The organism is Aestuariimicrobium sp. p3-SID1156 (assembly GCF_025144225.1).
Taxonomy (GTDB): Bacteria; Actinomycetota; Actinomycetes; order Propionibacteriales; family Propionibacteriaceae; genus Aestuariimicrobium.
This window is the reverse complement of sequence record NZ_JALXXB010000004.1, coordinates 154,987-170,125: the sequence shown is the minus strand read 5'-3', so window position 1 is coordinate 170,125 and position 15,139 is coordinate 154,987. Positions and strand designations below refer to the sequence as shown.

The 15,139-nt window shown below is 65.1% G+C and carries 13 protein-coding genes; 6 read left to right on the top strand and 7 right to left on the bottom strand.

What is annotated here, in order from left to right:
* Positions 1-9 precede the first annotated feature (9 nt).
* From M3G03_RS07175 to M3G03_RS07155, 5 genes are read left to right on the top strand one after another with little or no spacing between them, the layout of a single operon-like run.
* Entirely contained in the window at positions 10-996 is a 987-nt protein-coding gene (locus M3G03_RS07175; protein ID WP_259809004.1) for an ABC transporter permease, read from the top strand.
* Positions 993-2,066: an ABC transporter ATP-binding protein gene (locus M3G03_RS07170; protein ID WP_259809003.1), complete on the top strand. Its 1,074-nt coding sequence runs from the start codon at positions 993-995 to the stop codon at positions 2,064-2,066. The genes M3G03_RS07175 and M3G03_RS07170 overlap by 4 nt, the downstream gene beginning before the upstream one ends.
* The gene (locus tag M3G03_RS07165; RefSeq protein WP_259809002.1) at positions 2,063-3,097 is read left to right on the top strand and encodes an ABC transporter ATP-binding protein; all 1,035 of its coding nucleotides are present in this window, start codon (positions 2,063-2,065) and stop codon (positions 3,095-3,097) included. The genes M3G03_RS07170 and M3G03_RS07165 overlap by 4 nt, the downstream gene beginning before the upstream one ends.
* Positions 3,097-4,509, top strand: a complete 1,413-nt coding sequence (locus M3G03_RS07160; protein WP_259809001.1) for a hypothetical protein — start codon at positions 3,097-3,099, stop codon at positions 4,507-4,509. Before M3G03_RS07165 ends, M3G03_RS07160 begins: the two co-directional genes overlap by 1 nt.
* A 22-nt stretch (positions 4,510-4,531) precedes the next feature.
* Entirely contained in the window at positions 4,532-5,485 is a 954-nt protein-coding gene (locus tag M3G03_RS07155) for a dihydrodipicolinate synthase family protein (RefSeq protein ID WP_259809000.1), read from the top strand.
* A 40-nt stretch (positions 5,486-5,525) separates the two neighbouring features.
* On the opposite strand, the gene M3G03_RS07150 is transcribed toward M3G03_RS07155, so the two are convergent.
* From M3G03_RS07150 to glpA, 3 genes are read right to left on the bottom strand one after another with little or no spacing between them, the layout of a single operon-like run.
* Positions 5,526-6,791, bottom strand: a complete 1,266-nt coding sequence (locus M3G03_RS07150; protein WP_259808999.1) for an anaerobic glycerol-3-phosphate dehydrogenase subunit C — start codon at positions 6,789-6,791, stop codon at positions 5,526-5,528.
* Positions 6,788-8,104, bottom strand: coding sequence for a glycerol-3-phosphate dehydrogenase subunit GlpB (glpB, locus tag M3G03_RS07145; protein WP_259808998.1), 1,317 nt, complete (start codon positions 8,102-8,104; stop codon positions 6,788-6,790). The genes M3G03_RS07150 and glpB overlap by 4 nt, the downstream gene beginning before the upstream one ends.
* Positions 8,104-9,678, bottom strand: coding sequence for an anaerobic glycerol-3-phosphate dehydrogenase subunit GlpA (gene glpA, locus M3G03_RS07140; RefSeq protein ID WP_259808997.1), 1,575 nt, complete (start codon positions 9,676-9,678; stop codon positions 8,104-8,106). The genes glpB and glpA overlap by 1 nt, the downstream gene beginning before the upstream one ends.
* 196 nt (positions 9,679-9,874) lie before the next feature.
* Here glpA and M3G03_RS07135 point away from each other — a divergent pair, with 196 nt between their 5' ends.
* On the top strand, positions 9,875-10,777 hold the full coding sequence (locus M3G03_RS07135; protein ID WP_259808996.1) for an SDR family oxidoreductase: 903 nt from the start codon (positions 9,875-9,877) through the stop codon (positions 10,775-10,777).
* Positions 10,778-10,901: 124 nt separating this feature from the next.
* Here the strand turns inward: M3G03_RS07135 and M3G03_RS07130 are convergent, their stop codons facing one another.
* The 4 genes from M3G03_RS07130 to M3G03_RS07115 all read right to left on the bottom strand — a co-directional run bounded on the left by M3G03_RS07130 (position 10,902) and on the right by M3G03_RS07115 (position 15,094).
* Entirely contained in the window at positions 10,902-12,116 is a 1,215-nt protein-coding gene (locus tag M3G03_RS07130; RefSeq protein ID WP_259808995.1) for an ABC transporter permease, read from the bottom strand.
* Positions 12,113-12,997 carry an ABC transporter ATP-binding protein gene (locus tag M3G03_RS07125; protein ID WP_259808994.1) on the bottom strand — a complete coding sequence of 295 codons (885 nt, stop codon included), beginning with the start codon at positions 12,995-12,997 and terminating at the stop codon, positions 12,113-12,115. Before M3G03_RS07125 ends, M3G03_RS07130 begins: the two co-directional genes overlap by 4 nt.
* Positions 12,998-13,078: 81 nt before the next feature.
* The gene (locus M3G03_RS07120) at positions 13,079-13,777 is read right to left on the bottom strand and encodes a response regulator transcription factor (protein WP_259808993.1); all 699 of its coding nucleotides are present in this window, start codon (positions 13,775-13,777) and stop codon (positions 13,079-13,081) included.
* 42 nt (positions 13,778-13,819) lie between these two features.
* Positions 13,820-15,094 (bottom strand): sensor histidine kinase, encoded by a 1,275-nt coding sequence (locus M3G03_RS07115; protein ID WP_259808992.1) that lies wholly within the window; start codon positions 15,092-15,094, stop codon positions 13,820-13,822.
* Positions 15,095-15,139 lie beyond the last annotated feature (45 nt).

The following is a 15,139-nucleotide window of genomic DNA, read 5'->3' as shown; positions in this document are numbered from 1 at the left end:
GGAACTAGCATGAGCTCCCACACCCACAACGCCGCTTCTTCCCTACAGCCTGTTCCGACTCCCCGGCAGGCAGGGCGACAAGCCCTCCGCAAACCAGAGTCATCGCTCCACGCCTATGCGAGGTCGTTCCTGCACAATCGCAACGCGATGCTTGGCCTGACGGTCATTGTACTGATGGTCCTGGCTGCCGTGTTCGCTGAACAAATCACGGGTTACAGCCCGACGCAAATGAATCCCGCTCAGTCACGACAGCCACCCAGCGCCGACCATTGGCTGGGTACCGATCAACTCGGTCGAGATGTGTTCGCGCGCGTGCTGCACGGGGCTCGGACCTCTATTTACGTCGGGGTCGCTGCTTCACTACTCGAGACTCTTCTCGGGACGGTATTGGGTGCAATTGCGGGGTACATGCGCGGTCCAATCGATGGCATTCTCATGCGCATCTCTGAGGTCGTGATGACGTTTCCGAACCTGATCCTCGTAATGATCTTCGTGTCCCTGCTCGGCCAAGGCGTCAACAATGTGGTGCTCGTGTTCGCGCTTTCCGGATGGATGACGACATTCAGACTCGTACGTAGTGAGTTCATGTCCCTGCGCGAGGAGACCTTCGTCGAGGCCACACGCTCGTTCGGGTACTCCCGACCGCGGATCGTGTTCAAGCACATGCTGCCGAACGCTCTCAGCCCCATCGTGGTGGCATTCACGATCAACATCGCCCACTACATCATCGCTGAGGCGGGTCTGAGCTTCCTCGGCTTAGGCGTCCCCGTGACTACCCCAACGTGGGGTAACTTACTTTCGGCAGCCGAGTCATCTGAGGTGATGAAGTCCTACTGGTGGCTGTGGGTCGCACCAGCCCTCGCGATCATCATCTTCGTCACTGGAATCAACTTTGTCGGTGACGGTCTGCGCGATGTCCTTGACCCCAAGACGCGTAGAACCCCAGTGCGCAAGATCCTTCGGGACAATCTGCTCGGAAAGAGGGTCGAGTCATGAGTCGGCTTGGGACCGATCCGATCCTCTCGATTCAGGATCTTGATGTGAAGTTCACAACATCCGAGGGGGAGGTGCACATCCTGCGCCAGGTAAGTCTCGACATTGAGCGCGGCAGTTTCCTGTGCATCGTGGGAGAGTCAGGCTGTGGCAAATCGGTGACGGTCCACAGCGTCGTCCAGCTGCTACCCGAAAATGGCGAGATCACAGGTGGACGAGTGTTGTTTACCGTCGATGGTCGAGACCAAGAGATCAGCTCGATGTCGCGATACGGGGCGCAGATCCGAGGGATCCGCGGCGCTCGGATCGGCATGATCTTCCAAGACACCATGTCTTCGTTGAACCCAGCTCACAAGGTCGGGCGCCAAGTTGCAGAGAACCTGCATCAGCACCGCAAGATCTCCCGCCGCGAGGCGCGTGAGTTAGTGGTCAAGATGTTCTCCAGGCTAGGTATCCCGGACGCAGAACGCCGCGTTGACGCCTATCCCCATGAGTTCTCTGGCGGGATGCGGCAGCGCGTGATGATTGCGATGGCGATGATCTGCGACCCGGATCTACTAATAGCGGATGAACCGACTACGGCGCTGGACGTAACGATTCAGGCCCAGATCATGGAACTGCTCAAGACGCTGCAGCAGGAGGCGGGCAAGACGGTCGTTCTGATCACCCACAACATGGGGCTGGTCTCTGAGGTCGCGGATGATGTCGCGGTCATGTACCTCGGCCGCGTAGTGGAACACGGCTCTCGCGAGCAGGTGCTGAAGAATCCTCAGCACCCTTACACACAGGCCCTGCTTCAGTCAGTGCCCTTCATGGGTATGGACCCCAACGTCCCCCTGCGCACGATCGCCGGACAAACGCCTTCACCGGCGTCGGTGACCGACGGCTGCGAGTTTGCTGGTCGCTGTCCCTACGTCCAGGACAGATGTCTGACAGGCAAGATCGCCTTCCGACAAGCCGCAGATGGACATGTGGCCCGTTGTGTGCTGCTCGATGAGGACGGGATGTCGGAATGCTCCAGAAGGGACGACGCCAGAGTCGAAGACTCCTCCGGTCAGGAGGCTCGCACGTGACCGGCACTGAAGCCATCGCCTCCCTCTATCGAGCCAGTAAACTGACCAAGTACTTCCCTGTTCGTAGAGGTGTCTTGCGCCGCCATGTAGGTGACGTAAAAGCTGTGGACGGCGTGGATCTCGAGATCGGCCGTGGCGAGACGGTCGCGGTCCTCGGCGAGTCCGGCTGCGGCAAGACCACCCTTGGGCGGGTGCTCGCTCGATTGGAGCGACCGACCTCTGGCGTACTCGAATACGATTTAGGCCAGGGCCTCGAGGACGTCACGAGAACGAGTGGGAGTGACGAGTTTGCCTTTCGGCAGCGCGTTCAGATGATTTTCCAGGATCCGTACACGTCCTTCAACCCGCGCCAGCGAGTGGGAGACGCGATCGCGGAGTTGCTCTCGGTGCACGGCATGGATTCATCGGAGCAACGTGCTGACCGCATCACCGAGGTCTGCGAGATGGTCAATATCCGCCCCGAGTACCTCCAGCGCTACCCGCACGAGTTCTCTGGCGGGCAGCGACAGCGGCTCTCGATCGCTAGAGGCCTGTCGGTACGGCCGGAGCTGATCGTCGCGGATGAGATCGTGTCCGCGCTCGACGTCTCGATTCAAGCCCAAGTCGTCAATATCCTTCGTACGGTCCAAGGAGAGACGCGCGTATCCATCCTCTTCATCTCCCACGACGTGGGTGTGGCGCAGTACATCAGCCGGCGCACCATGGTGATGTACCTCGGCAAGGTAGTGGAAGTGCTCAATTCGGCCACCCTGCATGAGCGCGCCGAGCATCCGTACACGCAGGCGCTCATCTCGGCAGTGCCAACCATGGACGAAACCGCGCGGCGCGAACGCATCGTGCTGCGGGGCGATGTTCCGAGCCCCATTAACAAGCCGAGCGGATGCCCGTTCCATACCCGCTGCTCTTATGTCATGGAAGTGTGCCGTGTCGAGGAACCCCTCTTGAGAGCCGCGCGCGACGCTGACCATCTGCACCAGGTGGCATGTCACCTGCCCGAACCCCCAGCCATGAGCCCGCTCAGGAGGCAATGATGAACACCTACCGCTTCCTCGACCCGGGAACGATCCTCCACCATTGGTGCTCGGGCATGGTCCTTCGGCCAGGTCCAGTGCGCAAGGATGAACGGGCACCGCTGCTTGAGGAGGAACTGTTCGCGACCCCCAGCCGACCATACGAGCCTCGCATCGACAACGGCTATCCCAATGTCATTCACGACCAGCGGGCTGGAGTGTATCGGCTCTACTACACCGAATTCGTGGTGGATGAGGTCTCAGCCGCAACGCCTCTGGCTGACCGTGCCCACATGGATTATGTCCCCGCCGTAGGTCGCCGTGTGGCGCTCGCCTACGCTGAATCGACAGACGGCATCAAATGGGAAAAACCTAACCTCGGCATCGTGGAACTTGACGGCACAACAGACAACAACATCCTCATCATGGATGCCCATGGCGCCGGGGTGATGCTCGATGAGCGAGACCCGGATCCCGCGCGTCGATACAAGGTGGTGACCCGTATCGACCACCCCGGCGGCGGTCATCACCTCGCGGCCGGCTATTCCGCAGACGGATTGCACTTCGGCGAGCTGGTGCCTTGGCCCGAACATCGCCCCTTGGCGGACACCCACAATGTCGTTTTCTGGGACGAAGAGTTCCAACGCTATGCGGTGATCACTCGAATCTGGGTCGACGCACTGCGCGTCCAGGCGCTTTCTACGAGCACGGATTTCATCCATTGGACCGAGCCCGAACCCTGCGCGCGCGGGGTGGATGCTTGGCACCAGTTGTACTCCTTCCCGGTGATGAGGCTGGATGACCTCTGGATCGGATTCGGCTCGATCTACCACGATGGTGATCGGCTCCGGGAGGACTGGGACACTGTTGACCTTAGCTTGATGTGCGCCCGAGACCTGAGGCACTGGCAGTTCCCCATGGCCTACCGTCCCTTCCTGCCCCGGGGAGAGGGGGCCTACCCCGATGGAGCCTTTGACGCAGCTTGCCTGTACGCCGCAGCGCCGGTCCAGGTGGGGACTCGCTGGTGGCTGTACTATTTTGGCAGCAATGGGCGCCACACCGGCTTTCGCGAAACCGCGTTGGGACGTGCGGAAGTCGACCTCGATCGCTTGGCCGGATACGAACCTACGGGTTCTGAAGGAACGCTTAGTATCGGCCCGTTTCGAGTTTTGGGGCCGGACCTGGAGTTGCATGCGGATGTAAATCCTGGTGGCGTGATCGATGTCGAGGTGATCGACTTGTTGACTCGTGAGCGGGTCGCCACCGGCTCCTCGCTGACGGGTTCCGGCTGGCAGGACCTACCCATCCACTGGCCGGCGGGACTCCCTGATCGGCAGGTAACCATCGTTCTGCGCTGTCGCGACTCTACGGTGTTTGGCGTTCGCGGCGAGCTTGTGCTGCATTCCAGCGATCTAATCCTCCACGAGTCCTGATCCTCTTCACAGAAGGAGTCTGATGTTCCACCCGCTCCGTGGCGTTGTGCCCCCAGTCTCGACTCCCTTCACTCCCGAGTTGTCGATCGACACATCCAGCCTAAGTCGGCTGGTCGATCATCTGCTCAATGGCGGCGTCCATGGCCTGTTCGCTCTCGGATCCACCAGCGAGGCGGCGTTCCTCACCGATCAGCACCGCGACACCGTCGTGGCCACCATCGTGGAAAGGGCAGCCGACCGTGTGCCGGTTGTGGCAGGTGTCATCGATATGACCACACTCCTGGTGGTCGAGCATATTCGACGCGCGAAGGACCTGGGGGCGCAAGGCATTGTAGCCACCGCCCCCTTCTACACGCGCACTCACCCCGTCGAGATTCGCCGCCACTATGAGCTGATCAAAGAAGCAGCCGGTGACCTGCCCGTTTATGCGTACGATTTGCCGGTATCCGTCGGCACAAAGCTCGATGCCGTGGAAGTCCTCCCGCTGCTGGAGGAAGGGATCCTCGCCGGTGTCAAGGACTCCTCAGGCAGCGATGCCGGCCTTCGTGCTCTGATTCTTGGCGCTCAAGAAAAGAACCTGCATGACGTTAGCCTGCTCACGGGCTCGGAGCTCACAGTGGACGGTGCCCTTCTGTATGGTGCCAGCGGAGTCGTTCCCGGTCTCGGCAACGTCGATCCCGCAGGCTATGTCCGCCTGTGGGAAGCTTGTCAGGAGGGCGACTATGGTAGGGCGCGCGCCGAACAGGAGCGGCTGTTTCGGATGTTCGGGCTCGTCAATGTAGCGGCTGGAAACCGCATGGGCCGGGGGTCATCGGCCCTTGGAGCGTTCAAGGCTGCACTGAAACTGCTCGGGCTGATCGATTGTGCGCTCACGGCCCCACCCTATGTTCCGCTGTCGAATGAGGAGATCGCTGCGATCGTGCCCTACTTGCGGGAGGCCGGCCTCACACCGTCTGAGCACGATCCACAGGCATGAGCCTCTTGCGGTTGAACCTTCGTGGGGTCACACCTTCCACCTACACCTTCAGGTCGTTCGACAGCCCCAGCGACTGGTGCAACAGCTCCACCGGGTGCACCATCCGGACGCCGGAGTGCTTCTGAATCTGCCAGCGGCACGTCTCGGTGTCACAGGTGCCCAGATCGGGGTTGGTCTCCTTGACCATGTCGAAAACCGGCTGCCCGACGGCCTTGGCGATCTCGTACTTCTCCTTCTTCAGGCCGTAGGTGCCCGCGATACCGCAGCACGGCTGACCGGACTCGACGACCTTCACCCCTGGGATGGCCTCCATCACCGTGACCGCCGGGGTTCCCATGGCCTGGGACTTCACCTGGCAGGGCTGGTGGTAGGGGATGGTCGCCTCGATCGGCGAGAGCATGTCCGGGGTCAGGATGCCCTCGTCGAGCAGCTCCAGCAGGAACTCCGAGGTCTCCCTGATCCGGCTGCCGACCTCCATCAGGCGGGGGTCGTCCATGCCGAGGATCTCGTGGGCTTCATGCTTCAGCATGCCCGTGCACGATCCCGAGCTGGACACGATGGTGAGGCCCTTGCCTGCCGACAGGAGGGCGTCCACCAGGGCGTTGACGCTGCGCCGGGCACCGGCGAACAGGCCATTGCTCTGCTGCGCCAGGCCGCAGCAGCCCTGCTTGGGGACCAGCACCTCGTAGCCCAAGTGCTCCAGCACCTCGACGGTCTTCTTCGAGGTCTCGACCTCGAAGTAGCCCCCCGCGCAGCCGTGGAAGAAGACGATCGGCTCACGCGTGGGCTGGGTCTTCGGTCGGGGACGCCGCTTGAGCCAGCCCTCGAAGCTCTGCATCTGGGCCGGCGGCATGGGCGCGTCCTCGGCCACCCCGACCACGGCCTGCATGATCTTGCGGACCGGCTTGTTCTTCAGCGCCATGTTCGCGACCGGTGCGAAGGGGGTCATGAACCTGCCCATTAGCGTGGTCTGGACGATCAGGCGGTCGCGCACGGGCATGTGGTCCTCCTTCATGACCGCGCGCGCGACGGTGTTGATCTCTGCGATCTTGACGCCTTGGGGGCAGGCCTGGGTACAGATACCGCAGGAGGAGCAGTAGTCCAACGACTTGTCCACCGATTCGCCATTGCGGAAACGTTCGGCCTGGGGGCCGACGAACTTGGGTCCGGTGAACAGCGGGGTCACGCGCGAGACCGGGCACTGGGTCTCGCAGATCGTGCACTTGACGCAGTTGTCAAGGCTGGCCCTTGCCAGGGTGTTGTGCTCGTGGCTCTCGCCCTGCTGGACGACCTCGTGGCTGGTCATGACAGGTCTCCTTCACAGATGGTTCGTGCCGCCTTGTGCGCACTGCCCAGGGCGATGCCCTCGCCGGACTTCTCGTGCCAGCGGATCGCCCCGGCCAGGATTCCGCCGGCGGCGAAGAGGTTGGGGTACACGGGGTGGCCCTCGGCGTCCAGGATGCGCATCGCCTCGTCGACGCGAACGCCCACTTCGAACAGCGGCTGGGGCGCACCCCAGTAGTCGCCGTGGATGAGTTCGGTCGCGTCGGTGGCGGTGATGGGCAAGTCGAAGAGGGTTTCGGACACGCGGTTGTGGGAATCAACCGCCAGGGCACCGGACTCGAATCCGCCGCCGCAGTGGATGACTGCCTCGGCCGCCAGGGTGCGCACGCGTCCGGCGGTGCGGACGTCAACTCCGGTGACCCGGCCCTCGTGGGCCTGCAGGCCGACGACCTCGGCACCCAGGACGATGCGGACACCGAGTTCCTTGAGGCGCACGGTGAGGTGCTGGTTCATCCGCATGCCGGGGACGCAGGGCGGCTGGCTGACGATCTCGAAGACTTCAGCGCCCAGACCCTTCTCGACCTCGGCATGCACGGTCGGGTCGTTGAGCCCCAGCACCGCCGGGACGCCGACGACCTCGCCGGGCTGGATGACCTTCTTCACCTCGGCGATGAACCTGGCGCGGAACTCCGGGCGGTCCATCGACCTGGCGTACATCACCGGGTTGGAGTCGACTTCACCCTCGCGGGCCGGCAGCGAGATCGAGGCCGCGCGGACGTCCATCGGGTCGCCCTCGGGCAGGGCTGTGCGGGCGAGGTTCCCGGCGATCAGTTCGGGGTGGTAGTCCTTCAGTTCGCGGACGCCGACGATGACCATCCTCCTGCCGACCTCGGCGCGGCCGGCGGCCATGCTGGCGGGCACCAGGGCGGTGGGGCGCAGGGCCCCGACGGCGGTGGGGTAGAGCGCATTGACCCCGGCCTGCCCCTCGAAGTAGCCCTCCCCCAGCTCGCGTGCGAAGGTCTCGACACCGGAAAGGACCGCGTCCTTGCCGATGAGGCGATAGGGATGGGAGTCGGGCAGGCCGTCGAAGGCGTCGAACGCGAAGGGGACGTAGTTGCCGTCGCGGGAGCCCAGGACATCGATGGTGCCCTGGGAGAGCTGCAGGCCGCCAATGCCCTTGGTGACCAGGGTGACCGGCTTCCCGGCGCGGGCGAGGGTGAGGGCAGCAGTCAGACCGGCGATGCCGGACCCGACCACCACCACGCGCTCGGCCGCGGAGCGCTGGGCGGAGGTGGCAAGGCTGCTGTCAGCGATGGGGGCGGTGTGGCTGGTCATCAGAGGGCCTCTTCCTCGGACTGCGGGAGGTGCTCGATGTCGAAGGTTCCGTGGAAAATCCAGTTGTCGAGCGCGGTCTGGCGAACTTGGTCACCGTTGAGGATGGGCCACAGGCCGATCCAGCGGTTCTTGAGGAACAGGCGCATCAGCTCGGTGGAGCGTTCGACGTCCACCATCTGTTCCTCGACGGCGATACCGGTGGCGCGCATGGAGCAGAAGCCGCCCTGACAGGGACCCATGCCCAGTCGCAGCTGGCGCCGCAGGTCGTCGAAGCTGGCGGTGGGCTGCTCAGTCATCAACTGGGTGATCATGCCGCGGCTCATCAGCTCGCACTCGCAGATGATCTGGTCCTCGAAGCGGTCGTGCTCCCGCTCCTCCAGGCGGTGGGTGACCGCATAGGTCTTGCGGTCCTCGTTACCGGGGATGATCTCCTCGGCAGTCTTGCATTCGTTCTGGTTGCCGAGCTTCTCCTCCATGATGTCGACCATGTGCTCGGCCATCAGGCGGTAGGTGGTGAGCTTGCCACCAATGATCGACAGGATGCCGTTGACCCCGTCGCGGGTGTCGTGCTCAAGGATCTTCATGCCGCGGGTCATGTGGCGAGTGTCGCTGGCGCTGACCTTCGGGTCCTTGAACAGGGGACGTGCCCCGGACCAGGCATGGACCGCACGTGCTTCGCGGAAGCCCGGGACCAGCGCCTCACCGGCGTCCAACATCTGCTGGACCTCGTCGCGGGGGATGGCGAGCTGGTCGGGGTCGGTGGCTTTGACGTCGGTGGTGCCGATGATGGAGACCGTGTGCACCGGCACCAGGATGTCACCGTCGGCCGGGTAGATGCAGCGGTTGACGACGCTGTTCACCAGCCGGTGGTTCATCGCGATCATGATGCCGCGGCCGGGGACGACCTCGACCTCCTCACAGCCCGCCATGCCGGCGATCTGACCGGCCCAGGGGCCAGCGCAGTTGAGGACGAAGTTGCAGTCGATCTGGACCTCTTCGCCACGCTTCTCGTCGATCGCGGTGACCTGACGGACTGAGCCGTCGACGACCTCCATGCCGGTGACGCGGTGGTAGGTGAGGATGTGGGCGCCGTGGCGCTTGGCGTCATTGGCCGCACCCCAGACCAGCTGCCAGCCGTCAACGGACGCATCACGGACGGCGAAGGCACGCTTGATGCCCGGGTTCAGTCGAGGCTCGCGGCGCAGGGCCTCACGAATGGTGAGTTCCTCGCAGGGAACCTGGGCGGCTGCTGCCGCAGCGGCAAAGCCATTGGAGTAGTCCAGGTCGTCATCGGGGGTGACGACGAACAGGCCGCCGGTGTCTTCGACCGCGTGGGCCTGGATGCGGCGGACGACCTCGTTCTCCTCGGCACATTCGGTGGCGGAGTGCGGGTCGCTGACCACGTACCGGCCCCCGGAGTGGAGCAGGCCGTGGTACCGGCCGGTGGTTCCCTGGCCGAGGTCGGCCTTGTCGAGGATGGCGACCGAGTAGCCGCGCATCGCGACATCGCGGACGACGCCCGCTCCGGTCGCGCCGCCGCCGATGACGACCACATCCACACTGAGTTTCTTCATGCGTCCTCCCCCTTGAGGTGGTTGCCTCCACCCTAGGACGGATGGAGGTGCTCGCACAGGCTGGGGGCCACAGGTGCACACCCTGCAGGGGTGGTTCGCACATGCGTTCAGGATCCTTCGCTGGCGGTTCCCACCCCTGTGGGCGGGCCGCTGACGACTCCGCACATGCGACGCCATGGGGACGTTGAATGGGTTCATGACTGAGCAGCATCAGGAACCAGACCAGACCGCCGAGGACCTCGCCACCCAGGGAATCCCTGAGCAGTCGCAGAATCCTCCCGGCCACACCGACGACATGACACCTCGCCCCGACCACGGCGAAGAGTCCTACCAGGGCAGCGGCCGCCTCGAGGGCCTCAAGGCCTACATCACCGGTGGCGATTCCGGCATCGGTCGCGCCGTCGCCATCGCCTACGCCCGTGAGGGCGCGGACGTGGCGATCGCCTACCTCCCTGAGGAGGAGGACGACGCCCAGGAGACCAAGACGTGGGTCGAGAAGGCCGGACGCGCGTGCGTCCTGCTGCCCGGCGACCTGCGCGACGAGCAGCACTGCCGTCAGGTCGTCAACCAGGCCGCCGAGCAGCTCGGCGGGCTCAACATCGTCATCAACAACGCCTCCCACCAATGGGCCAAGCGTGACAGCGGCATCGAGAGCGTCAAGACCGAAGAGCTCGACCGGATCATGAAGACCAACATCTACGCGATGGTCTGGACCACCCAGGAGGCGCTCAAGCATCTGGGCGAGGGGGACTCGATCATCTTCACCAGCTCGATCCAGGCCTACTCGCCCAGTGAGAAGCTCATCGACTACGCCGCCACCAAGGCCGCCGAGCTCAACATGGCCATCAACCTGGCCGCGGAGCTCGGACCCAGGGGCATCCGCGTGAACGCCGTCGCCCCCGGACCGATCTGGACCCCGCTCCAGCCGGCCACCCAGACCCCGGAGAAGTTGACCGGGTTCGGTGAGGACACCCCGCTGGGTCGCCCCGGCCAGCCCGCTGAGCTGGCGCCCGCGTACGTGTTCCTGGGCTCCCCGAGTGATGCGTCCTATGTCTCGGGCACCGTGCTCGGTGTGACCGGCGGCAAGCCGACCTTCTGAGCAGCCTTCAGCTCAGCACGCAAACGCACCCATCATTGTCAGCCCTACCTGCCATTGCGGGCAGGGCTGACAATGATGGGCAGGTTTGCGTCCGTCGCTCAAGGAATCGACATGAGGCGACGTTTCAGTCGGTGAGCTTGAGGGCCTGGCGGTAGCTGATCACGCCCTGGGTCTGCAGCAGCGCCCGGCGGTAGATTCGCTCGCCGATCAGCACCGTCACGACCGCGAAGGCCAGGTTCAGCAGCAGGCCCACGACCAGCTCCCACCAGCTGGCGTCCCCAGCAACCAGGCGAGCCGGCATCAGCACCGAGCTGATCACGGGCACGAAGCTGAGAACCTTGGCCAGTGTGCCGGAGGCGAAGAAGCCCGCCATGTAGACCAGCGTCAGGATCATCGTCAGCGGAGTCGTGGTCGACTGCAGGTCCTCCTGACGAGAGGCGAGCGCACCGGCGACCGCCCAGACGCAGGCCAGCGCGAGGAAGCCGGCGATGAAGTAGACCAGGAACCAGACCACGGCGGCGCCGACGGCGGGCAGCATGTCCTTGTACGGGGTGAAGCTCAGGCCGACCAGCCCCGCGATCGCGAACAGCGCCATCTGCCCCAGCGCCATCAGCGTGTTCCCGATCACCTTGCCCGCCAGCAGCTGCCGGACAGGAATTGCGGCGGAAATGATCTCCACGATCCGGGAGGACTTCTCCTCCACCACCGACCCGGCGATCTGCATGCCGAAGGTCAGACTGGACATGAAGAACAGGATCGAGAAGGCGAAGGTGGCGATCATGGTCAGCAGCGCCTTGTCGGTGCCACCGTCGACCAGTTCGGTCTGCACCGTGCCAGCTCTGGTGAGCTGCTCGGGCTTCATTCCGGCCTTGGCCCCGAGCTCACCCATCAGCTGCGTCTGGACCGCCTGACTGATGGCCGAGGTCACCTCCGGGGTGGACTTCTTGTTGAAGACCAGCGTCCAGGCACCGTCCTGCTGGCGCAGCCAGGCGTCCGCATCGCCCTCGCTGACGGCCTTGCGGGCGGCTTCCTCGGACGCCACCTGCTCGACGGTGAAGGAATTCTTGTCCGAGGTCGCCTTCTGCATCTGGTCGGTGGTCCGCACCACGGCGGCGGCCTGGTCGGTGGTGACGGCGATGGTGGCCCTGGTGCCGCGGTTACCCGCGAAGATGCCCAGTGCGGTCGCGCCGATGATGAGCGCCAGGGTCAGGATGGTGCCGCTGAGGAAGGCCTTGTCGGTGAGCTTGGCGAAGATCTCGCGGCGCATCACGATGCCCCAGGCGTTCTTCGGCTGGCTCCAGCGGCGCTGGTGTTCGGTGTGCTGCTGCGGGGTGCTCACTGTCCGGTCACCTTTCGGTAGATCTCGCTGAGGGTGGGACGCAGGGGTGCGAACTCGAGGACCTTTCCGCGTCGTATCGCCTCGGCCAGCAGGTCGTTCTCCACACCGGCGGCATCGAGGGTGAAGGTGGCGGCGTTCCCGTGGACGTCGTCGACGGTGATGCCGCGCATGTCGCGCAGCCAACCGGCGTCGGAGTCGAGGACCATCCGGTGGCGGGTGGTGCCCATCGCGATGAGCTCCTCGCGGGTGCCGGCGGCCACGACACGTCCCTGGCTGAGGATGACCAGCGCATCGCAGAGGCGGTCCACCAGGTCGAGCTGGTGGCTGCTGAACAACACCGGGATACCGCTGGCGGTGCGCTGCTGGAGCATGGCGCTCATGGCGTCCACCGCAATCGGGTCGAGACCGGAGAAGGGCTCATCGAGCACGAGCATCGAGGGGTCAGCCATCAGCGAGGCGGCGATCTGGACGCGCTGCTGGTTGCCGAGCGACAGCTTCTCCAGCTTGTCCTTGGTGCGCTCCCCCAGACCCAGGGCAGTGAGCAGCTCGGTCGCCTCACTGCGGGCGTCCGCTGCCGGCATGCCACGAAGCTCACCGAGGTAGACCAGCTGGGTGAGGATCGGCTGCTTGGGGTAGAGCCCGCGTTCCTCGGGCATGTAGCCGAAACCGCGCCTGTCGGCGTCCGTGGCGGGGCGCCCGTTCCAGAGGACTTCGCCGGCGGTCGGGGCCAGAAGACCCATGATCATGCGCATCGTGGTGGTCTTGCCGGCACCGTTGGCACCGACGAATCCGACTGTCGTGCCGGTGGGCACGGTGAAGGAGACATCGTCGACGGCCACCCGATCGCCGAAGCGACGGGTGAGTCCATGGACTTCGAGCATCAGGTCCTCCTGGGCTGTGGAGCAGTACCCCTCTACTCTGTCGCCGGGTGAACCAGCGGCGGATCAGCCGTGGGACGGAATTCAGCCCTCAGTCCGGAGGGGGAGAAGCCCCACCTGGTGGGCGAGCACGACGGCCTGCACCCGGTCTCGCAGGTGGAGTTTGGACAGCAGGTTGCTGACGTGGGTCTTCACCGTCGCCTCCCCCACGAACAGCTCCGCGGCGATCTCCTGGTTGCTCAACCCGCGTCCGACCAGGACCAGCACCTCGCGCTCCCGCTCGGTGAGGCGCGCCAGGCGGGGATCATCGCCGGGCTCGGGCCTCGAGGGGGACGCCGGAGCAGCCGGCACGCTGGTCAGCTGCGCGACCACCCGCTTGGTCACCTCCGGGCTGAGGAGCGCATGGCCGTGCCCCGCGGCACGCACCGCGTCCACCAGCACCTCTGGTTCGGCATTCTTGAGCAGGAAGCCTGACGCCCCCGCGCGCAGGCCCTCGAAGAGATAGTCGTCGCGGTCGAAGGTGGTGACGATGACGACCTTGGCCGAGGTTTCGGAGCTGATGCGGGTGCAGGCGGCGATGCCGTCCATGACGGGCATCTGCACGTCCATCAGCACCACGTCGGGGTGGAGCTGCTGCACTGCCTCGATGGCCTCGGCCCCGTTGCCGGCCTGCCCGACGACCTCGATGTCGTCCTCCAGATTCAGGATCATCTGGAAGCCGGCGCGAATCATCGCCTGGTCGTCCACCAGCAGGACGCGGAGGGGCTGGTTGGCTTCAGTCACCCGCCGAGTGTACGGCTCAGCCTGATCGCAGCTGAGCACCGGTCAGGAGAGAGGCATCCGGGCGCGGACACGGTAGCCGCCGTCCAGGCGCGGGCCCATGTCCAGTTCACCGCCGAGCGCGTTCACCCGCTCGCGGATCCCCTGCTGCCCGAAGCGTGAGCCCGAGGTGTTGCCCAGCGGACGCCCATCGTCGGTGACCTCGACTTCTGCACGGCTGGAATCGACACGCAGCACCACCCGGGCGCCGTGGGCGGTCGAGTGCCGGCGCACATTCGACAGCGACTCCTGGGTGATCCGATAGAGGCAGAGCCCGACCGGGAGCGGGAGCCGTTCTGCGGCCCCCGGCGCGTCCTCGATGACCTGCAGGTCGACCTCGAACCCTGGCCCCGTCACCGAGTCGACCAGCGAGGGCAGGTCACCGACGGTGGGTTGGTACTGGTCGGCGTCGTCGGCCCGCAGCGTGCCGAGCAGGTCACGCATCTGCCCCACCGCGTCACGGCTGGACGCCTCCACGTTCGCCAGGGCGAGGGCAGCCTGCTCGGGGTCACGGCTGAGCAGTTTGCGGGCTGCCCCGGCCTGGACACCGGTGACCGCCACATGGTGGGCGACCACATCGTGCAGTTCCTGGGCCAGACGCAGACGGTCTGCGAGGACCGCGCCCCGGGCCAAGTCCTCGGACTGCTCCTGGATGATGCGCGCCTGCTCAACCACTGCGGCATGCTGGCGGGCCTGGTTCCACGCCCCCGCACCCATCAGGAAGGCCGCGAAGAAGTAGATGGCATTGCAGATGGCGGTGTAGATGACCGCACCCACGGCAGGACTGAACAGACCGCGCCCCGTCGCCTGCTCGGCGTTGAAGCCCTCGAGAGCCCGACCGAGCGCGAACATCCAGGTCAGCCAGAGGACAAAGCCGAGCGCCAGGCCGATGGCGGCCATGAGCGCGGCCTTGCGCTCCCGCGCCCAGGACATGCCCGAGTAGAGGCCCAGGAAGGGGATCATCTGGTAGGTGAAGGAGTAGCCGACCTCCGGGACCCAGGTGCAGGCGATGAAGAAGTGCAGCCCCAGCGCCACCATCGTGACGATCGGGTAGCGGCGCCGGAAGATGAGCAGCAGACCGGCGGTGGCGAGCGTCAGGTATTGCTGCCAGACGCTGGTACCGGAGGGGCCGACGAAGGAACGGAGTGCCTCCACCGTCATCGCCGCGAGGAGGAAGGAGAAGCCCGCGACCAGCCAGTCCGAGCGTCCGATGCGCGGGCGCGGGCGCTGCCAGTCATCCTCGGCGCCCAGCCAGCGCAGCACACGGTCCACGAATGTCACCCCTCCACCGTAGGCAGTTCATCCCTCGACCGGCATCCGCCCCCG